Source organism: Providencia sp. PROV268 (genome assembly GCF_028477805.1).
GTDB lineage: Bacteria > Pseudomonadota > Gammaproteobacteria > Enterobacterales > Enterobacteriaceae > Providencia > Providencia stuartii.
In genome coordinates, this window is sequence record NZ_JAMPLW010000010.1 from 268465 (window position 1) to 290205 (window position 21741).

20 protein-coding genes are annotated in these 21741 nt (G+C 37.5%); 2 read left to right on the forward strand and 18 right to left on the reverse strand.

Going from position 1 to position 21741, the window contains the following annotated elements; all coding sequences use genetic code 11:
- Positions 1 to 198: 198 nt before the first annotated feature.
- From PR699_RS09665 to PR699_RS09675, 3 genes are read right to left on the reverse strand one after another with little or no spacing between them, the layout of a single operon-like run.
- Complete coding sequence (locus tag PR699_RS09665; RefSeq protein ID WP_237713179.1) at positions 199 to 1785, reverse strand: alpha/beta hydrolase-fold protein; 1587 nt, start codon at positions 1783 to 1785, stop codon at positions 199 to 201.
- Positions 1786 to 1841: 56 nt separating this feature from the next.
- A complete protein-coding gene (locus PR699_RS09670; protein ID WP_060560948.1) occupies positions 1842 to 2447 on the reverse strand; it encodes a DUF3156 family protein in 606 nt (201 codons plus the stop codon).
- On the reverse strand, positions 2422 to 3915 hold the full coding sequence (locus tag PR699_RS09675) for an APC family permease (protein ID WP_014656839.1): 1494 nt from the start codon (positions 3913 to 3915) through the stop codon (positions 2422 to 2424). The genes PR699_RS09670 and PR699_RS09675 overlap by 26 nt, the downstream gene beginning before the upstream one ends.
- Positions 3916 to 4313: 398 nt before the next feature.
- Here PR699_RS09675 and PR699_RS09680 point away from each other — a divergent pair, with 398 nt between their 5' ends.
- Entirely contained in the window at positions 4314 to 4985 is a 672-nt protein-coding gene (locus PR699_RS09680) for a LuxR C-terminal-related transcriptional regulator (protein ID WP_014656840.1), read from the forward strand.
- Between the two features lie 239 nt (positions 4986 to 5224).
- Here PR699_RS09680 and PR699_RS09685 read toward each other — a convergent pair whose 3' ends face one another.
- The 15 genes from PR699_RS09685 to PR699_RS09755 form a co-directional block, all read right to left on the reverse strand.
- Complete coding sequence (locus tag PR699_RS09685) at positions 5225 to 5995, reverse strand: N-acetylmuramoyl-L-alanine amidase (protein WP_014656841.1); 771 nt, start codon at positions 5993 to 5995, stop codon at positions 5225 to 5227.
- 140 nt (positions 5996 to 6135) lie between these two features.
- Complete coding sequence (locus PR699_RS09690) at positions 6136 to 6933, reverse strand: methylenetetrahydrofolate reductase (RefSeq protein WP_014656842.1); 798 nt, start codon at positions 6931 to 6933, stop codon at positions 6136 to 6138.
- A 600-nt stretch (positions 6934 to 7533) separates the two neighbouring features.
- The gene (locus PR699_RS09695; RefSeq protein ID WP_014656843.1) at positions 7534 to 8556 is read right to left on the reverse strand and encodes a PapG chaperone-binding domain-containing protein; all 1023 of its coding nucleotides are present in this window, start codon (positions 8554 to 8556) and stop codon (positions 7534 to 7536) included.
- A gap of 18 nt (positions 8557 to 8574) precedes the next feature.
- Positions 8575 to 9108: a fimbrial protein gene (locus tag PR699_RS09700; protein WP_004926558.1), complete on the reverse strand. Its 534-nt coding sequence runs from the start codon at positions 9106 to 9108 to the stop codon at positions 8575 to 8577.
- Positions 9109 to 9122: 14 nt separating this feature from the next.
- A complete protein-coding gene (locus PR699_RS09705; RefSeq protein WP_004926555.1) occupies positions 9123 to 9623 on the reverse strand; it encodes a fimbrial protein in 501 nt (166 codons plus the stop codon).
- Positions 9616 to 10014 carry a hypothetical protein gene (locus PR699_RS09710; protein ID WP_014656844.1) on the reverse strand — a complete coding sequence of 133 codons (399 nt, stop codon included), beginning with the start codon at positions 10012 to 10014 and terminating at the stop codon, positions 9616 to 9618. Before PR699_RS09710 ends, PR699_RS09705 begins: the two co-directional genes overlap by 8 nt.
- 28 nt (positions 10015 to 10042) lie before the next feature.
- Positions 10043 to 10750 (reverse strand): molecular chaperone, encoded by a 708-nt coding sequence (locus PR699_RS09715; protein ID WP_014656845.1) that lies wholly within the window; start codon positions 10748 to 10750, stop codon positions 10043 to 10045.
- 9 nt (positions 10751 to 10759) lie between these two features.
- Positions 10760 to 13234, reverse strand: coding sequence for a fimbria/pilus outer membrane usher protein (locus tag PR699_RS09720; protein ID WP_272572888.1), 2475 nt, complete (start codon positions 13232 to 13234; stop codon positions 10760 to 10762).
- A 14-nt stretch (positions 13235 to 13248) separates the two neighbouring features.
- A complete protein-coding gene (locus PR699_RS09725) occupies positions 13249 to 13791 on the reverse strand; it encodes a fimbrial protein (RefSeq protein WP_004926542.1) in 543 nt (180 codons plus the stop codon).
- A 58-nt stretch (positions 13792 to 13849) separates the two neighbouring features.
- Complete coding sequence (locus tag PR699_RS09730; RefSeq protein ID WP_004926539.1) at positions 13850 to 14392, reverse strand: fimbrial protein; 543 nt, start codon at positions 14390 to 14392, stop codon at positions 13850 to 13852.
- Positions 14393 to 14657: 265 nt separating this feature from the next.
- Positions 14658 to 14945 (reverse strand): helix-turn-helix transcriptional regulator, encoded by a 288-nt coding sequence (locus PR699_RS09735; RefSeq protein ID WP_004926536.1) that lies wholly within the window; start codon positions 14943 to 14945, stop codon positions 14658 to 14660.
- A 1258-nt stretch (positions 14946 to 16203) separates the two neighbouring features.
- Positions 16204 to 17697: an aldehyde dehydrogenase family protein gene (locus tag PR699_RS09740; RefSeq protein ID WP_004926533.1), complete on the reverse strand. Its 1494-nt coding sequence runs from the start codon at positions 17695 to 17697 to the stop codon at positions 16204 to 16206.
- A 27-nt stretch (positions 17698 to 17724) separates the two neighbouring features.
- On the reverse strand, positions 17725 to 18093 hold the full coding sequence (locus tag PR699_RS09745) for a cupin domain-containing protein (RefSeq protein WP_004926531.1): 369 nt from the start codon (positions 18091 to 18093) through the stop codon (positions 17725 to 17727).
- A gap of 46 nt (positions 18094 to 18139) precedes the next feature.
- The gene (locus PR699_RS09750) at positions 18140 to 19444 is read right to left on the reverse strand and encodes an FAD-binding oxidoreductase (RefSeq protein ID WP_004926527.1); all 1305 of its coding nucleotides are present in this window, start codon (positions 19442 to 19444) and stop codon (positions 18140 to 18142) included.
- Between the two features lie 236 nt (positions 19445 to 19680).
- Positions 19681 to 20451, reverse strand: a complete 771-nt coding sequence (locus PR699_RS09755; RefSeq protein ID WP_014656847.1) for a helix-turn-helix transcriptional regulator — start codon at positions 20449 to 20451, stop codon at positions 19681 to 19683.
- Positions 20452 to 20791: 340 nt separating this feature from the next.
- On the opposite strand from PR699_RS09755, the gene PR699_RS09760 reads away from it, so the two are divergent.
- On the forward strand, positions 20792 to 21736 hold the full coding sequence (locus PR699_RS09760; protein WP_014656848.1) for a nucleoside hydrolase: 945 nt from the start codon (positions 20792 to 20794) through the stop codon (positions 21734 to 21736).
- The last annotated feature ends 5 nt before the right edge of the window (positions 21737 to 21741 follow it).

Here is a 21741-nt window from a genome sequence, read left to right on the forward strand (position 1 = left end):
CATTTCCTTGCCAATAATAAAAAGAAATTAAATATGTAATTGCTTCAAATAATGACAGGCATGCTAATTGAGTCAGATGACAGTTGCATGACGCTTTTATGTCGAAAAAAAGATCATTGTCATTAAGAATAAAAAAAGCAGCCTAACGACACGGTGGCTGCTTCCATTATTGTTTTTCTTTGGGTCAATTAAATGACACTATTGTTTCGGTGGTTCCGCCATTAAGTAACGAGTTCCTGTATAGAGCGTTTCACACCAAGAGACATAATCATGTCCACTTGGTAGCTCAGTCGCTTCCACCTGATAACCTTTATGCTTCAATACATCCAATAATCGATAATGATTTTGAATGATACCGCCCCAACTACCACGTTGCTCAAATAGCCCCGCTTCAAGGTAAAAACGCAATGGTTTTTTCGACATCTGCTCTATTTCACGGATCAGCCACTCAGGCTCTTTTCCTTTAGGTGCCCACCAATAAGAGCCTGACATACTGAGTACATTGCCGAATAATTCAGGATGTGAGAGGGCGTTCCAAGTCGCGCCTAATCCTCCATAACTCGATCCGGCAATAATGGTTGACTGTGCAGGTGCTTGGATGCCTTTTGTTGCTAAGACAGGCATCAGCTCTTTTGACAGCATCTTCGGAAAATCAGGATTTGGTGGTAACTCGACGTTGCGGCGCTCGGAGCTAATGCTATCAAGGAACACCACATACATTGGTGGTATTGCGCCCTCCGACATCCACTTATCAAAAAAGTCAGCCATTTTGTATGTATGCAAGTAGGTTTGCCCATCTAATAATACCAACACCGATGGCTTACTCATTGCGACCGCAGGGCGATACAGATAAATCTGCCTATCATTATTTAACAGGTTACTGTGAAAATTAAATGATTCTAAGCGGCCTTTACGTTGGTGCCCCTCAATCTTGGCAAAGTCGCATTGACGTTTTTCTGGCGCTAATGACAATAATGAAAAGCGATTATAGCGATCCGTCGCAAATGACGGGATCCCATGCGCATTGAATGGATCGGCTTGTGCCGTCGCCAAAATCGCTTTGCGTTGCGCGAACCCACCTTCTGTCACTTTCGGCACATCAGGGGCGATTTTATATTGTGACAAAGTGTCTTTCGGAACGATAAAAGTGCGATACCAGATATCCGTATTCGGGATATGGGCCATGGTTTCATGATTCCCTGAAGGCGCACCTAAAATATAAGCATTAGCGGTTGCACCACGCCATAAAAAAGTGACCTTCTTTTGTCCTTTTTTATACTCTTCAACTAAGGGGGTTCCCTGTGCTTTTACCTCTCGCCAAAAAGCGTCTGTCGTTTTCTCTTGTTTATGTGCATCAAGTAAAGCTTGTAATTTAGGGCTATCAATTTTATGTTCCGCTTCAATCACTAATGGTTGATAGTCAGTTAAATTAAATTTGAGATGCCAAGGCTGCTCCGGTGCACCTTGTAAATTGAGGTAATATTGCCCCTGCTTGGGCACAATATAAGAGACAGAATGCGGCTCTGTTTGTGGTAAATGTTGTACTAACACGCGAATGGGTTGCTTATCATTCCCTGAAAGCACAGCTTCTGAAATACCATCCCCCTCTTGGCGAATGTACTGTTTATTTGAGATTTCAACCAGCAAACAGCTATGACCTTCGCTATTATGAATCCCCTCAATAGAAGGAGATAATTCATCCAAGCGAATACAATCTGGAACGGCTGCCATAGCTGCCGATGAAAGTAAGATACAGCCTAATAACGGTAACGATTTCACATCCATTTCCATTGAGAAAGAGTTTCAATAGCAAACATTACTATCAAATTAACATTTCAAACTCAATGATTACCATAATGTTTTTCCATAAATTGCTGGAATAATTGCAATGCACTTAATAGGCGGTGCCTTTGTTCTGGTGTTAAACGTAAATAACGGCGGATTGCTGGCATTCGACACACCATCTCGGAAGCGGTAAAAGGCTCTATTTCACAATGCCAAACCCCATCTTTGATCACTAAGTGAAAATAATTAAAGTCTAACTCTTCAAGTGTTTGAGCAATAATGGGGTACTCTTTCAATAAATTAACGACGGCTTGCCCTTCTTCATCCTTCGAGATGAAATGAACATGTTTTTGCTTTAAGCTCCCGCGGGTTTTCACCGTAATTTTTGCATTGATAGCTGAACCACAGCGCCCTGTCACAGAAAAACGGCTAAATACAATAAACGCCATAAATAAGGTTTTAACACGTTCAGTCACTCGAATAGTCAATGACGCCTGCGGGTGTATTAGGAGCTCCCCTGGAGCTCCCCATTCACATTGATACGGTAAAATATCACGCTCTACCCTATTCAAGGTTAACCCTTGTTGATAACCTGCTGGCAACCGTTTTTTATTTAAACGCTGCCAAATGTTGCCCTTAGGCGAGGTTGCGTAGTGGCTCAATTTTCACCCCCTTCAACTCTTCCTCAGTAAAGGTGCTTGATAGCACTTGCTCAACTGGAACAGGTTTAAATGGATTTACTTTCTGCACAAAGACAGTCCAAATTAAAGCGTAACTTGCTGTCAGACTTAACATAATAATAAAAGGAATGTAGACATCAGACTTATTCATTCCCGGCGGCGTAATATAAATAATCGCCAAGATAATGCCGACGCTAGAAATAATTTGTGGAAGTGGGAAAAACGGTGAACGATAAGCGCGATGTAAATCAGGACGACGAATACGTAATAGAGTAACCGAGATAGTCACCAACAAATACGCCGTTCCCCAAGAACATACTGCCGCTAAAACTAATGGAATGATCCGGTCTAAATCACCTTGGATCGCGAAAGTATGTAGACAAGGGATCATCACCGCCACAAAAATACCAAATACTGGTGTTTTAAAACGTGGATGCAGGTAAGCAAAGATGCGAGGTAATGCGCCATCAAGAGCCATACCATAAAGGATCCGTGGCACCGCCGCCATCAATGTGTTAATCGTTGCACCACCCGCTAATAACAGCGCAATACCAATCCAATATTTACCAATATCCCCAAACACTTGCCCCGCGAAAGCAGGGATCGCCATTGGTGTTTCTAACAAGCTAACATTGTTCGCGGGATCAACAATGATGTTTTCAACTTGGTGTGTCATTGAAGCACCAAATAAGAACATACAAAAAGCCACACCACACAGCCCCGTTGCCATGGCGCGAGGAATAACTTTTGCTGAATTTTTAATTTCAGGGGCCATCGGTGTGACCAATTCACAACCGACAAACATAAACATCGCCATCCCCACAAAGCTTAACACGAGTGTTGGGTCTGAAATATTTAATCCAAGACCAAACCAGCCTTCAGCTGATGCATGGAATGGCATTAATAATCCGGCAATACCAAATATGACTAAAGTACTCCACATCGCAAACGTGAGCACCACTTCCACTTTACTGAAAGCTTCGATACCAAAGGCATTGAGTAGGCCGAATGTGATCACTAAGCCAACCCCAACCATCCAAGAAGTATTACTGGTTTCCATCACGGTATTGAGACTTTCAAAGTTTACCAATGCCATGATACCCGACAGAATTGTCTCCGCCGTTCCTGCAAACACATGCACAATCAAATAGGCTGATAATGCCCCCGTAATTGCCCAAAAACGCCCCATACCACATGAAATATAATCATAGACAGAACCTGATGTTGGCAAAATCGCCGCTGCTTCAGAGAATGTCGTCAACTGAGCTTGCATCATGATAAAACTCAGCAGTACGGCTAACGCAAAAGTATCACCGCCGATCCCGAAACCGCTTGTCACCGTCAAGATGACAGGGCTTGCCATAATTACACCCACAGAGCTAGCTAGGGTCGTTGGAAACCCTACTTTCCCCTTTTCAATATGTGAGGTTAATTTTGAGGATATATTCATTTTGCTTCCCTCTCTTTCTCAGAACACAGTCATGATTGTGAATTTTTTGTAAAAATAGAGTGACTGCATTGCCACTATAGAAATAAGCATAATCTTGCCGCTATCGTCCTAAAGGACGATACCCATAGGGGGAGGGAATAAAGGGGATAGCCGCGAAAAGTACCGGATAAATTGCAAAAAAAACAAATAACACATTAAAAATCAACAAATAACAGACAGCTAGATTATTAATATGTTAATAAAGTAGTAACGAAAGATACAGATTGGCGAATTGAGTGAGTTGGCTTATCACCGATGAAGTTTAAATATTGTAATCAAGCTCACGTTATTAACATGTTTATTTTATGTTAACAAAAATTAGTTGCATGATAATGATTGGACCCACTACGGAAGGTAATATGATGAAGACACCCCCTTTGTGCTACCACCAGCGAACATTAATCAACTGTTGCTTGAACACAATTGCTCATATTATTCCTGTTTCGGCATCCGTTTATTACTTGGTGGATGATTTTTGGCAGCCTGATAACCATGTGCTCTATGGTATTAGCTCACGTATGCATCAAGATTATTTAAAGCATTTTTATCAGTTAGATCCGTTACACCCCGATAAATTCCGAGGTGATGATTTACGATTAGTCAGAATGGCACCTGACATGAAACAACAAAGCCAAGAGTTTTATAACGACTTTATGAGGCCAAATAATATTACAGATATGGCAGAGATTTTTATCCGTCGTAAAAACAAGATCATCGCAGGGATCTCCGTATTGCGGGATGCTCCCTTTCAACAACAAGAAGTTATGCGGCTTAACGCGATTTTACCTATTGCTGAATTAATGACTTTTGACATTTTGCCTGATTCTCTGGTTTCTTATACCCCGAAGGAGCAAGAGATCATTCACTTAGTCCGAGAAGGCGCAAGCAATAAACGTATCGCTTTGCAACTTGGGGTCTCACTGTCTACGGTGAAAACCCATTTACGCAATATTTTTACTAAGGCGAATGTCAGCAACCGCACAGAACTGGTTTCATCCGGTTTTATTATTCGCCAAGAAAAGATGCTGTGAGTGCTTAGACACAGCCCTTAATAAATTCATGGAAAAACCAATATATTTGATTCATTAACCATATAATTATTTGTTTATTTAATAATACAACTGGGAGTAAATGCATTGGCAACGCCCCTATTACATTGCTCTCCAAATAGGATTGAACACCAATGCATTTCATTCTTAAATAAATACGTTCACTATCACACTCAATGAAGTATTAGGCAAAGTCCTGTTATTCAACTAACGTAATTACATTAAGGGAAGTACTTTTCAACTAAGGCATAAATGATCGCAACCGTCTCAACATCCGCAATACCATCATAGTTTTCTGGTCTAAAGTGAAGCTGAAAAGCTCGAATTAACATTTTATAGCCATTATCTGTATTCGCTTTTGAAACGTCATACCCATAGCGTTTTAACTTCTCTAAAATTTCTGCTTTTTCTGGTAATCCCCCGTTATATTTCTGCATATAACAAGATTTAGTCGCCTCATCATACCAAGCCCCAATTCCTGCATCATAAAGTTGTTTCCAAGGAAACGCTGCACCGGGATCACTTTTACGCCCATCAGGTGCAATATCCGCATGCCCGACAATATTGGTAGGAATAATATCAGGGTAACGTTCGATAATATTTAATGCTAATTGTTTGATTGCTTCAATTTGCACTTCATTATATGGCGGAAAAAGAAAATTCCCGTTGTTATCTTGAGCTTCATTAACAATTTCAATACCTATCGAAGTATCGTTCAAGTTAGTTCTACCAGCCCATGCACTCACGCCTGCATGCCAAGCTCTTTCATTTTCATCAACTAAATTAAAGACTCTCATCTCCTTAAACCCAGCATCTGTATACATTTTATCTGTTGGGTCGGGAACTAAATAATGAGCACTTACAGCGGCATTTCCTGATAATGCATTAACTGAACCTTGAAAATTCAAAGCAGTGTAATGCATGACTAAAAACCTTACTCTACGATTAAAACCTTTTATTGAACGGTACGCATTGTAATCGACTTTTAACATTATCATACCCTCATTGATACTGAATTAGCCTAACAAGGATAAAATTAAAACTGATTATCATCCCCTATTGTTGTCGGGATAAAACCAATATTAATTTCGCTGGAAAAAATAGTTCAATCTATCAGCGATATTCAGATGATTCATCTCAATTTATCAAATAGCTTTTTGACCATCTGTGCATTATTTAATGTAAAAAAATGCAATCGCTTGTTTTCTTTTATATACTCTCCGATGAGAAATTGAGTAAGCTGAATACCAAATGCCCTATGGTTATTAATATTACTCGGCCTTATGTGTTTCTTTATCCATAATGGATAATCGATCGCATTATTTTTAAAAAACGACTCAATAAAACTAAAGTTAAGCATAGGCATCATTGATATTGTGATAGGAATATCATTCCCCAATTGCTTTTTCATATAAGAAAATGCATTTTTATTCAAACATAATTGACTAATAAGCTCTGTAACGCCTAATTGCAATTTTTTTCTTAGCCAATCAATTTCTATTTCAGGTATGATACTCTCTTTGTGATAATCAGGATAAATACTGGATTTTATCATCACTTCAGGGTATCTCCTCCGAATAAAATCAATAAGTTCTATGCCATAATTAAATGGGAGTTCCTCATCAAAACGGTGTCTATCCCCCCTAATAACAAACAATTCTGTTATATCATTCTTCAAATACTCTTCAATAATAAAACATAACTCACATTCATCTTTATTATTAATCGCAATATGAGGAACCACATTTACATGAGTAAGGTTCTTTAATTCACAACACGTATTATAGGTATCTCGCCATTCAGTTTTACCTATCTCAGTATTCACTGTATAGAATAAGGGCGTTAGCTCTTCAGTATTTTTTAGCAAATGTTCTAATGTATTATCTATTTTAGACATAGCACTGATTTCAAAGCTCAAGGCTGTTTCCATATACATACCCTCGCTCTCTAACATTTCGCCACTAAAGCTTCACTCATTCATTAATCATAAGTAACAGCATCCCAAAAAACAAAACAATCGAACATTTAAAATAGAGGACATCTTATACCTTTAATCATTTTATTAAACGTTTATAGATGACTTGAACCACGGTTCCTCAACTCACTATTCTATAGAGAAAACACTGAATTATTTTAATTTTATATTCAATAACTTTATCCTTTTATTTAAATTATAGTTCATCATAGGAGAACAACTAAAATACTTCAACAAACAAAATACGCATAAAACGAGTGGTATTTTTCTATCAACTCAGTCATGGCGCATATTCACGAACTCATCGAACAGACAGAATCAATCAATATTTAATTGATTACGAGGTTGATATAGGAAATCAAACGATTAATTTCATTATTATTGATGCTTATTATTTTGAGAATTAAAAATGGTGATAGTGAACTCAGAAGATGAAGAGAATCATAAAACAAAGCATATATTAACACGTATAATGACTCATTATGCGTGTTAACATCAATAAAAAATGGTAAAAATCAATCCATTGATTTTCACCATCGCCAAACGTAATTCAAATTAAATATACTCAAAAATTAATACACCACCACCACTCATATTACCTACCGATGCATTAGCCCTATTTTTTCCTAATGTCATACCAATATCTAATGTTTTATTTGTAATGCCTTGTAAAGTGGTAATTAACTGTTTTTTATTATCCACGGATAGCTCACCATACCAACCCGATGACGTGTTACCTAAATCTAAACTAGTACGAGTTGGATTAGCACTATCAATTGGTTTTGATGGTCGGTAAGTCATTTTAATATTGCCGGGATGAGTGCAACTAACCGTTATTGTTTTAGTCAAATTTTTACCTTCTGCTAATGACTGAGGTAATGTACCAAAATTAAAATCTAATTGAGTTTTATCGACTCGACACGTATTCACCACCGTGACATAAAAGTTTAACCTTGCTGAGTTTTTAGGCTGGATTAGCGCAACAGAACTTAACCATTTACTAGGTACCTCCGGATTCCTTACCCCAAACAAAGTTGTATCCACTTGAATAATATGCGGTGTACTTCTAATCGGTAAATTTGTATTACTAATTAAAGTTACTGCCGTTTGCCCACTAAAAGCCATCGGTGTATAAGGTACTGAATTGCACGTTGCACGCCCGACATTACCTGCACTTTGACCTATTTTTGCGTATTGAGCATTAGGATATCCCGAAATTGATCCCAAAGATTGAGGTAAAACAATTCTAAAATCAAATGCCTTCCGCGTTACAGGATCAACATATCTCACTGTATTTGGTACGATAACATACTGCACGTTAATTGAATTAGGAGAACCACCATAAGGAGCACAGGCACGAGTCCCCCAAGCATATTCTGTCATTCTCCCGCCAGAGCTACTTAAAATGGCATTCAACGTTAAGTTTACACCATTAAAATTAGCCCCTGTCCAAGTTGTATTTGCGGTAAACTGAGTGCCATTATATCCCATGACAGTCCAATCATCAGGGTCTCCAGCGGAGCTAATATTTGAAAAAGCAAATAATACGACCGGTAGTAAAGAAAAAAATTTTTTCATCATAAGACCTAATTCAGATTATAAATAACTCATCAAAATAGCCACCGTACTGTCAAAGCTACCTTCAGTTAATAGTGATTTATCAGGTGTAATTAAAGATGCACGAAGAATAAATGAGCCTTCTAGCTCATTACTCCCAAAAGGGATCCACTTATTTAAATCAAGATTAGTATTTTCTTTTGTCAACGAAATTCCTAATCCCTCCTTTGATGTGCGTAATACATTATTACCTACCTGTGTATAAATGCCATATTTTGTCGGATATAAATATAAGCTCATCACTTTGTTAGCGGGTACTGAACTACCAGCGCAGTTATATTTAAGTTGAATATCTTGATAAGCAGTTCCACTCTCTACGTCAGAAAAATCAATGTTATCAAAGTTCACAAACAAGGGTGATTGATTATTATTGCCTAAAACGGTACAGACCGGAGCAACAATCGTTGCACTAATATTTATTCTGACATCTGCACGACCGCTATTAAAATCAGCGGCAAGACTCCAATTGGATAGAAACAATAATAATAAGAGTAGCTGTCTTGTCTTTATCATATTATTTCCTCTTATTAATTATAATTAACCATAACACTTGCTGTGCCATGAATAGTGCCAGGTTTAGCGAAATCACCTTTAGTTAAAAATGCATTTAAAACTAATTCTGCTTTACTATCATTAGTAACCTGTACTTCTAAAGGTTGATTAAATGATATAGGCTCTCCACTCATGCTTTCTAGGCCGACAATGAGACCGGTTCCACCTTGCGTTTTCAAATAATCAACGCCATTTCGCCTATATACATTAGTAGAGTCTAATGAAATTTTTATAATCTTATTCATCAGTGTTGGCGTACAATTTTGAAATTCAATTGCAAATGATTTTTTATCCGAGATATTGCCACCGATTTCAATATAGCCTAATGAATAAGGTATGAATTGAACTGTTATATCTGATTGTTTAATTTCACACTTTTTATCAACTAAATTACCATTAAAATTAATAACCAATTCACTGGCAAAAGCGGGAGATACCATCAAGCTAAGTAATATGACCAGTATTTTTTTAATCATAATCTAGCTCCATAATCACTGCTCTACCCTTAATTTTTTTAGTCTGTAGATAAACATTATTTCTACCTGAGAATAGCTTCTGAGATGCCATCACTTGCTGATTACCTTCAAACACTTTCGCTTTTGCCTGTAATGGAATTTTTATATTATTATCATTAAACAAGCATTTATCTAACTCAATAAAAAAGAAACTTCCAACATATTCATTAGCTAAAATGACACACGGAGAGTACATTAAACTTATTTTAAAATTCAGTTTTCCACTTAATTCATTCATCTTCATTGCAGATGTCACATCATTCGAAGGAAAATAATTGTTTTCCTCATACTGAGTGGCCATGCTACTAAATGAAATAAATAAAGTGTAAAACACTAAATAAAAATACTTCATTGTACTCTCACTTTGTTAGCTCTGAAATTTATTGTTTATCTGCTTTACAGACGGATGCATCACAGTTAAATGAAACTGTTGGCCTTCCGCCATAGTCGTTAATATAAGTAAGATAAGGCTTTTGAAAATGAGCAGTCTTGACTTGATAAGAACCAAAAGGTTCGATCATAAACGAATCAAAGGCACCATTTTCTGACTTATTTCTATCACCGGCTAAGCCTATCACGGTCAAATAAAAAGGTGATGTATTTTTAACCACATAACCATTACTGACAGATTGTAATTCTAAATCTAAAGCCCAATTGGTTTTTGCCTTATCTAAAATCGCCTCTGGGCGATAGAATAATTTAATTCTTGACTGTAATGCGACCTGCATAACAATCGGTTTATCACTTTTAGGCGGGATCTCTCTTAAATTAAAGTAATAAACAGACTCTCTATCTTTCGGTAACTGAGATACATCCGTCGTCGAGATTCGAATCATACTTTTTACGTTTGGTTCCAAACGTTGAACCAATGGTGTTGCAATTAACGGCCCTGTTGTTAATTTATTACCATCTTTATCATCAATCCAAGCCTGAGCTAAATAGGGCAAAGTATCACTTTGATTCTCAATATTAATAATAACTGGATTAGAGCTCCCTTCTACTATCGCTCTTGTTCTATCAAGAGAAACCGCGGCCATGCTGTTATGTGCTATAAATAATAGTGGAATTAACAATAACTTATATTTCATAAAAACTCTCTATTTCTCACAAATTAAAATAATTTGATTTACATTATCTAAGGTTGGTAAGGTCGTACTGCATTGTATTTTATTAGACCAGTTGATATTTAACTTTTCTTCTGATTGAACCGCTGTTAACCAAACTAATCCATTATCGCTTACAATCCCGACCTCTCTCCCTTTTTCATTTAATACCTGAGAACCAAATGGTGGTGCCCCTGAGTTATCAGACATTTTAATCGTTGCAAATAATTTAAAACCTTTATCTGCACTTATTTTTCTATATCCAATAGCGCCTTCTGTTAAGGCGATATCATAAATTGTATTTGATGATTCAATATTATCTGGTAATTTACTCATATCCACATTGTAACTATTTTTATAATAGTTAGTCATGTTAGGAATAACGCCAATACCTAATCCATTCGTCACGGTTGTACCATTATTTAAAGGAACATCCGCGATATTATTTGTGTCTATCATTAACCTTGAGGCAGAAGAATATGATGAACTGTGTAAAGCTACACCATGTTGCGTTAATGTCACCCCACCATTGAGTCCTAAGCCTAAACTACTATCCCCTTTATCCGAGATAGACATATTACTATTGATAGATGCATAGCGTGTCGGTAAATCATACATTCCAGCAAGTGTACTTTGTTTTTTGGCATCTTTACCGTAGCTTGTCGATGCACTTATATTATAGTAGTCATTATCATCTGTTAAATTAGACACTGAAACACGCGAATTATAAGTATCGTTATATTTCATTGTATCAAAAGTATAAAACTGCTTACCAAATGGCACAGAAAGCATTAAGCTAATTTGGTCATCATATTTATTTTGATAATAGCTTCTATTTGCTGATAATGTAATGCTTCCTCCCTGTAGTTTTAAGTAAGGAAGATTGATACTTTTACCTATATTAAGACCATATTGATGAGTTTGACCTCTATCCCAATATTGTTGCAATTGATAATTTAAGTTTATATTAAACTCACCTAAGCGCTTAGAAAGCGTTATTTGATAACGTTCTTTTTCGCTATCAACAACCCTATCATCTCTTAAATCTAAATATTGGGATAATGTATAGTATTTTCTATCAGTAAATCGATACCCTGCAAAAGTTAAGTCCATATCGTAGTCATCGAATGTTTTCGAGTAATTAACACTGTATGAGTTACCTGAAGGACTATCATGATCTAATTGTGCGAACGAACGCGTAATGTTCACAGAAAGTGCACCAAACCGATTCATAAAACGACCAACACCTAATGAAACCTGTTGATAGCCTTGGCTAATATCTGTTGCACCGTTTAACGACCAATTGTTATTTAAACCGTGAGAAGCCTCTGCTCTAAAAAAGAACACACCACGATATACCGAATGATCCACTTTTGTCGGTTGCCCCGCAGATACGTTATATCGTGTGGTGCCCGGACGCGTTAAATACGGAACATTCGAACTACTCACTGTAAATTGTTGTTCAGTACCATCCTGCTCAATAATTTTTACGTTAAGCTCACCACAAGTTCCACTGTTTAATGATTGAATCTTAAATGGTCCAGCAGGTACATTTCCATCGTGCAATACACGTCCAAGTTGTGTAATGACAACTCGTGCATTCGTTTTAGCTATACCTGTTATCTCTGGTGCATATCCACGTAACCTTGGTGGTAACATGGAATCATTAGTGAATAATGATAATCCTGTAAATTTAATTGGCTCTAAAATTTGTGAGGGGGTTGTACTCTCACCAATCACTAATTTAGAATCTAGCGCTTTTATATTTCTATATAAATAAATGGCATTAAATAAAAAATTACGTATTGTCGATGTTTTACCATTGGAATTTTGTCTTTGATAATTACCATAGTATTCACTACGTAGGCGCCATGCTCCCATATTGGCGCCAAGATATCCACTAATGGAAGCAATCTGATTCTTTAAGCTATCCCGATCACTATATTGATAGTTTGCATTATAGTCTAATAACAACCCACTGATACCTTCATCCCACAATGATTTCGGTAACCAGTTATTATCCATATATTCGAGATATAATTGTGGTATATTCAGCGTCACAGTGCCTTCGGATAAATTAGGGACAACACTGACCCCTTTTAATGCCGAAAAATCAATACACGCCCCATCATTCCAATAGGTTAATTGGTCAATATACTTTTCTTTAATACCTAAGCTATTAATGTATGACTTATCAATGCACACATCACTGACAGAGGCATCTGTACTATCACCAATAATTTGAATAGGAACTGTAGACTGCGTCAATTGAGTACTATTTATAATGATGTTAAAGAAATAAGTTCCCGGTAGAATGAAATTAGGATTTTTAAATCTTGAGACGTCAATGTTAGCTTTATCTTCGCTATCAAGTATATCGGTATTAAACTCTACAGCGTAAGACACTTTAGTCAAACAAAGCATCGATACCATGAATATCGTTATTTTTTCTTTTGTTGATAACATCATAAATACTCATTAGATTAATAGTAATCGATATCAAATGTAATGATACTTGAGAATTCTCCTAATTGAGGCTTTAGCTTATCAACAACAATAACCTCAGATAAAAAGTCTAATTGCTGTTCATTAATCGATTTTGTTTTCCCGGATATTCTTTTTAATTTATAAATTGGGTAGTATTGATTAGGTTTAACAACATCGTTTCCACTTAATATATAAATAGCTAAACCATCGGCATCATTAAATTTAAAGCCATTAAAATTATTTGTTGCTGGACCTGTAAACTTTATTCGTACAGGCGATTTTTCATCATTGAAGTAAGAATTTGATAATTGGCAATTATTTAAAATTATTTTAAATGGTTTCTTTATCTTATTTTCTTCTAACTTGCTTAAGGCATAGGCACCAAAATCAATAATTTGGTCTTTACTCGTCAATTGAATTGAGCAACCAGAAGCGAGTACCTCTCCTTTTACTGTTGCCTGTCCCCAATTCATTGCAGCAAAGACTGGCATACTGAAAATAGGTGAGAATAACAGAGTAATAATCAGCAAGCTTTTCATAGTATTAATTTTTCAAATTATAGGCTCCTTCGCCTAATAGTGAAGGAGCCTGTATAACTTACTGGTATGCGATTTCGAAAGTAGAGATCGTTGAGAAATCACCTGCTGTTACAGCATTAGCACCCACCTTCTTAACGAAAGCAGAATAAGTCAATGTATTATCACCATCACGTAGGTTCAGTGCCGCAGGGGTTCCAAAAGTAATATCTTGGATACCAACTGCAACGTTTGCTGCGCTACCTGATGTTGCTAAAAGATTTTGACCTGCAATTTTGCTAACACCATCAAAAGTAATCGTTGCGGTCTTAGTAACTGTGACTGGGTTTTGTGGATCTGTATCGTCAATAGAAGTCAAAGAACAATTTTTCAGGTTCAATTCAAAATTTTTGTATTTTGAATCGCCCGCATTTAATTGGCTTAGAGATAGCTGACCAAAATCAACAACCGTTGCCGTACCGCCTTGACCCGCATCTAGGTTACAAGGAGTATCACGAACTTCACCTTTGAAAGTCACGGTGCCTGAGTTAACGTCTGCAAGTGAAGCGAAAGATGTGGTTAACATAGCCGCTGCTAATACAGCCATAGCTTTATTTAATTTCATACTATTTCCTATCGATGTTTTAAGTTTAATTATAAATTGAATAATAAAATTAAGACTATTTAATTACTCAACACAGATAAACATATCTGTATTAGAAAGCATTTTAGATAAAACACTTTCTAATACATAAAAATTCACGAAGTCCATCCTCATTAGCTATAAAGCTAATAGGTTAATTTAATATATTAGAAAGAAAATACAGCTAAAACTAGTTTAACTTTTATCTATACTATAAAGATTCTTTAAACAGAAATAGGTTATCATTTCATAACATGTAGTCTTTTGGCGTTATATGGCAATCATCAGACTTAAAGAATGACGAATATGAAATAAAGTCTAAAAATGACACATTCATCACTGATAGTATAAATGTAAAATCTGATAATGAGAGTGTATGATAACCTCTTTCATACCGTGAAATTTGCTGTTGACTTACACCTATTAATTTACCAAGCTCAGCTCCCGTTAACCCTTTTTTTATTCTAATCATTCTTATAAATTCACCAATTTCAGAGTTAATCACATCAAAATGTTCTTTTTCTTGTGAAACCATAAAACAATCTCTCTAGTGCAAGTATTTATCAGAATAAAAAAAATGAAAAACCAAATAGAAATAAATTATTAGATAATTAAATACTCTTTATTTGCATGTAATCTAACTCTTATCTATATTCGATTAAAGAAGTTTATTTCGATCGAACAAACCACTTACGATAGGTTAGACCTATCAAGTGACGTAAATTGTTCCATGAATTAAATAATAATATAAATACAACTACTGGATTTTCACAACTAACCAAATGATTAAAAAGACTTTTTGAATAATACACTTTAAATGATTACTTTATATTTTAATAATCCCATTAAATCAATATACGTATATTTACATATTATTATTAAAATAAATTTTTACATATGAAAACATTAAAAAATACGTATACCCTTTTCTCATGTTTTTCGCTAAAATAATTTTTTAGACAAAAACAAACTTAATAACATTATCGTAAATAAAATAACCAAAAGCAAAAACAACGAAAATGAGTTTCATTATTTTTTATAATATTTAAAATTAAAAAATAAACATTTTAATTGTCTTTATGATTATTTACCCCTACCATCAAAGCATTATCTACTAAATTATCTTGTATCTCACTCATCGATTTTTGTAAATTCAAGTAAACTCTCTTTTCGTGTTAATTTTTAATATGTTTCCCAAAAACCAACACAAAACCATATCGAGAATTTGTCGTTTGAGAGTTAATAGTGAATGCCGTTACAAATAACCTTCAAATCGGTTACCTGTACATTGATAACTCGCTCTTGCTAGGTGGCTTTTGAACGTGACACTGAAACTAAAATGAGTTTACGGCGATTTGATATCTATCTTTAGACTAAAAATAATTAATGGATAAGCGGTATCCTGCATCGTCTCACAATCAATATCAGAAAACGTTCTAACCTATCTAAAGGGCATTCTGTGCCCTACCTAACACTGGGTTATGTACGTTGTTAAGGCACTCTCTTCGAAGATTGTGATACCGACGTTACCAAGAGGAAAAAGATAACAAAAGCTCAGGGAGCACGGGTTTTCATGAGTGACCTCCACTGATAATTTTCTCCAGCCGAGTCTCAACGTCCCTTTAAGGCTAATGTTAGAAAAGCTGCGCCTGACTTTTTGGAGATAAAAAAAACCCAGCGTTAGCTGGGCAACCACTATAAAATTGACTCAAAAAATACTCGATACAACACGTCCAAATACAACTACTGGCAACACTGCATTGGAGGCATGCTGAATACAACAACATTAACAATTAATAACGAACCATGACCGACTTCAGTTCTGTGTAATGTTCAATAAACGCACTGCCGAATTCACGACCGATACCCGAGGATTTAATCCCACCAAAAGGTACGGCAGGGTCAAGGAATGTGTGCATATTGACCCAAACGGTTCCTGCCTCGATACGTGAAATCATACGCATCGCCTTACTCAGATCGTTAGTCCAAAGGCTCGCGGCCAAACCAAATGGCGTACTGTTCATCTGTTCGATCAACTCTTCTTCATCATCGTAACTTAAGAAAGTACCCACTGGACCGAATGTTTCTTCTTTCATTAACGCATCATCTGGGCTGTTCGCACGGATAATGGTTGGCGGTACGAAATAACCCGCACCAGCTATCGGCTGACCACCGTAGACAATTTCATTGCCTTCTTTACGCGCTTTCTCAAATAACCCTAAAATCTTTTCATAATGGGCTTTATTCGCCAATGGCCCCATTTCGGTTGTTTCATCCAACGGAGAACCAATTTTCAAGGTAGATAAACGCTGTTTAAGCTGAGCTAATACTTCATCCATCAAAGAAGATGGGATATAGAAACGCTCCGCTGCCGCACAAATCTGGCCTTGATTGAGGTAACCCGCTTCAATAATGCCATCAACAATTTTTTCAACAGGCAGGTCAGCCAAGAAAGCCGCCCCATTCTTACCGCCTAATTCGAGGGTTACACGGGTGAGTTTCCCTTCCATTGCAGCTCGGCCTACGGCAAGTCCTGTGGGTACTGACCCCGTAAAGGTCACTTTCGAACATAATGGGTGACTAATTAACGCTGGGCCAACTTCACGACCACCGCCGTTAACAATATTAATAACACCATCAGGGATCCCAGCTTCTTTGGCTAATTCAACCACTCTCAGCATAGTTAACGGTGTAAATTCGCTCGGTTTTAAAACAATAGTACAGCCACAAGTCAGCGCCGCTGCCAACTTCCAAATGGAAATCATAATTGAGAAGTTCCACGGAATAATGCCGGCAACAACCCCTACTGGTTCACGCTGGGTAAAGGCTGAATACTGTTCACCTTTAAATGATGGTAGAGAGACATTCAGTGTTTCACCGCTAATTTTTGTCGCCCAACCTGCAAAATAACGTAAGAACTGAGCAGCAGAGCCAACTTCAAGAAAACGCGATAATTGGATGGTTTTCCCTGAACATAAGGTTTCTAACTGCGCCAGCTCTTCAAGATGTTTTTCGAGCAAGTCCGCTAAGCGATTGAGGCAGTTACCTCTCTCCATCGGCGTTGTTTTTGCCCAAGCACCACGAAAAGCGGTGTAAGCAGCCTGCATAGCAGCATCCACTTCGGCCTTAGTGCCTTCTTTCACTTTCGCGATAACTTGCTCTGTGGCAGGGTTAACGACTTCAAAGAAGGCATCCCCCTCACCGGAAACTGGCTGGCCGTTGATAAAATGTCCATGTTGACGTTGCAAAAACGCACTAACTTCCGGCAATAGGGCTAATTGATTCATCGTTATCACTCCACTTTTAAAAATAAATTATGCGTTTACACAAGCAAGATAATGCTTAACAAAACGCTCAGCGGTGATCTCCCATAGGACTTCAGTGCCTTTAGCAGCAAACCAAGTGTCACCTTTATGATATTCAACAGTCTTACCTGTTTTGACATCAGTCAGTTTGACTGAGCCTTCGTATACTGTCGCCATTTCATCAAATGGGTAAACCATTTTAAACTTACCTTTAGTACAGGCAAAAATACCACACGTTAGGTTATCTGTTGGCTCACCATGGATCATCGCAACGCTAGCTTGTGGGTCACCTTCAACAACCTCTGATCCTAAATTGGTTACACTACCAATATTCAGTAAATCAGGAAGTGGTTTGTTTAACAGTAGTGGACTAATCATGACTTCACCTTTTTATTTATTAACACGATGGTACAAAATAGTTGAGTTAGCGGCGCCCCTGCCAGTAACCCGATGTTTGGTGCATAATTTTTGCCAGTGATACGATGACATTACGCAGTTTGTCCTTACCAATGATGTTGGCATGAGGAATAGAACTCATTAAGTCATAACGGCTTGACCCTTCGACCATACCTTCTGCAAGCACTTTGCACACGATCTGGCTCGGCGTCACACCAAAACCGGAATAGCCTTGTACATAAAATACATTTTTATGTTGTGGCAATGTTCCTATTTGCGGGAATAGGTTCGCACTACATGCCATCGGTCCGCCCCATGCTAATTCGATTTTGACATCTTTTAGATAGGGGAAAACTTTTAGCATCAAATTACGGTTCCAAGCTTTTAGATCAGACGGGATATACTCAAGAAAATGCGTTGAGCTACCAAACAGCAGCCTGTTTTCTTTTGTCACTCGGTAATAATCAATGACAGGGCGAATATCACTGTAAGCACCACGAATAGGGCTAATTTGCTCAATGAGTTCTTCAGGTAACTCTTCTGTCATTAATTGATAAGCGTAGGTATTAATGGTTTTTGGGTAAATTGTGGGTTCAAGACCATTAAGGAATGAGTCACAAGCCCATAGCATTTTTTGCGCTCGCACAGATCCCATTGCCGTACGCACTGTGATGGTATTACCATATTCCACATTGACGACTTGGCTGTTTTCGAAAATTTTCGCGCCATAGACTTCGCTAATAGCTTTTGCTTCACCCAAGAGTAAATTCAAGGAGTGAACATGACCACCGCCCATATGTTTGATGCCACAGGTATATGCATCCGAACCAATGATCTGTTTAAGATCAGAGCCTGAGTAAAACTCAATTTCCTCATCTGGGTCGACGGCTTTAAAATCATTCAACCAACTGCGTAACGTTTTTTCTTGGCGTTTGTTACTCCCTAAGTAGGCGTAACCACGACAAAAATCGGCATCAATATTATATTTAGCAATACGGTCGCGCATGATCCCCGCCCCCATGTTGCTAAGCTTAAAAATAGTTTCTAAACCTTCCTTGCCAACATATTTTTTAATGGCGTCAATATCATGACCGATTCCCGCCATGACTTGTCCACCGTTACGCCCTGAACCGCCATATCCCAAATAACGCCCTTCTAAAATCGCGATATTGGTGATGCCTTTTTCACATAATTCAAGTGCCGTATGGATACCGGAAAAGCCACCACCAATGATCACAACGTCAACATCTAAGTCTTCTCTCAATGTTGGAAAACGTAGGTCATACTTTTTAGTAGCAGCGTAATAAGTTAATGATTCTACTTGGTTATTCATAATGGATACCCTATTTAGTATCTTTCGATAACCTCGATTATCTTAACCTTGCTTTAACATTTACATAGCCCTTTAGGGATATTTGAAACATTGATTTAACATTTGTGACACAGGTAGAATATTTCGATATAAACAACTAATTTAAAAATAGAACAAAAACAAATTAAATCATAATATTACGTATTATTTTTATATTAATAATCACAATTTTAAAGTCATGCTTGATGTTAGAAATTTCAACACAAACAGCGACGATAAGAAGGGTGGTTTCGATGATTCATTAATAAGTTAAACAATTCTGCTTGAGAATTAATATCCAACTTTTGATAGATATTCTTACGATGGTTTTTTACTGTGCCTAAACTAATAAAGAGAGACTGCGCAATCTGCGGAGAGCCTTTACCTTCAAGGATCAGCTCCACTATTTCACACTCTCTTGGCGTTAAACCGAAACGAGTCTGCATATCTGCTAAGCGATAGTGGCTAGAAACATCATTTGGAGAAATTTCTTTATGCAGTTTTGCCATGCTACGAATAATTTCAAATGCTTCTTTTAAAGGTGCCTGTGTTGATTTTTCAGATAAAAACGGTTCATCTTCATTACCAAAAAAGATCCCTAACTGCCTATCTGCGGTGATTTCCAGTAGCAGCCCCGCTTCATCACACCAACCTGTTTTCCGGTAAAAATTGAGATAGTAATCCGTGTGATAAAAACCTTTTGGTGCTAGTTCTCTCAATGTCAGCACCTGTGAACCTCCCCCTTTTTGTAACTCTTGGTAGAAAGGATCCATAAGGTAAGCCCCGCGTTGATAAATGCGGTTCACACTGTCACTGTTGCGCTTTTCAACTTTCGATAAAAAGCGTGGTGGGGCATCTTTTTCAAATGAATAAACAATGGCATTATCAAATGCAATAAATGATGATAGCCATGATAATAAATTAGGATAAAATTGGTTGGTTGCAACAGAATCAATCACATCAGGTAGTTTATCCAGATAGTTTTCCATTCTGCCTCCAAAGTCATTAACTTATTAATAAGCTATTTTCTTTCAGCGATAAAATCAGCTGCCAAAAGCTTATAAAAACCACATTATCCTAAGCAACTCAATCCAATTGTTATTAATATGTTAATCAAATCACACTCTCGTCCAAAATTATTAATAATTTGTTACCAACTATTTATCACCATCCATATAAATCCGAGATGTATCACAGGAAATGTACACGCAATTTTTTAACCTTAATAACACGCTTAGATAGACTCAATTAGCAATGGATCCTATGGTTAAGCTCATTCCTTAATACATTCATGCTTAACCATTTTCCTGCCAACTTTAGGAGAGAAAAATGCCACAAAAGAAAATCATTTTAGACTGCGACCCCGGCCATGATGATGCAATGGCAATTCTATTGGCATTAGGGCATCCTGATATCGATTTGCTAGCAATTACTACTGTCGTCGGTAATCAAACGTTAGATAAAGTCACCCACAACGCTCAAGCCATCACTGAATTCGCTGGTGGAAAACAAATCCCTATTGCAGCAGGCTGTCCTCGCCCACTAATACGTAACATCCAAAATGCGGCAGAAGTACATGGTATAAGTGGCCTTGATGGCACCCATCTTCCTTCCCCTACACAGCCACTCGATAAGCGCCATGCCGTTGATCTCATCATCGATACCCTAAAATCCCATCCACCTAAAACGGTCACACTCGTTCCTACTGCGGGGCTAACTAATATTGCCCTTGCTGTAAGAAAAGCGCCTGAGATCGTCGATTTAGTTAAAGAAGTGGTTTTAATGGGAGGAGGCTACCACACCGGAAATCGTTCTGCGGTCGCCGAATTCAATATTGCTATCGACCCAGAAGCTGCTCATATTGTGTTTAATGAACGCTGGCCACTCACCATGGTAGGCCTCGATTTAACACACCAAGCAAGGCCGACAGACAAAATTATGGCCGATATCGCCGCACTCAATACACCGATAAGCCAGTTTGTCGTGGACTCATTAAGTTACTACACTGCGGGATATCGCCAACGTAATGGAACCAATGAGCACGCCCCTGTGCATGACCCTTGCGCTGTTGCTTATGTTATTGATCCAACATTAATCACAACCCAAAAAGCGCCGGTAAATATTGAATTACAAGGGGCACTGACCACAGGGATGACTGTCACTGATTTCCGGCATCCGCCAGCTAGCGACTGCCATACGCAAGTTGCGACTCGATTGGATAATGCTAGATTGTGGGAATTGTTTATTGATTCATTGAAAAGATTACCTAATTAGGCCTT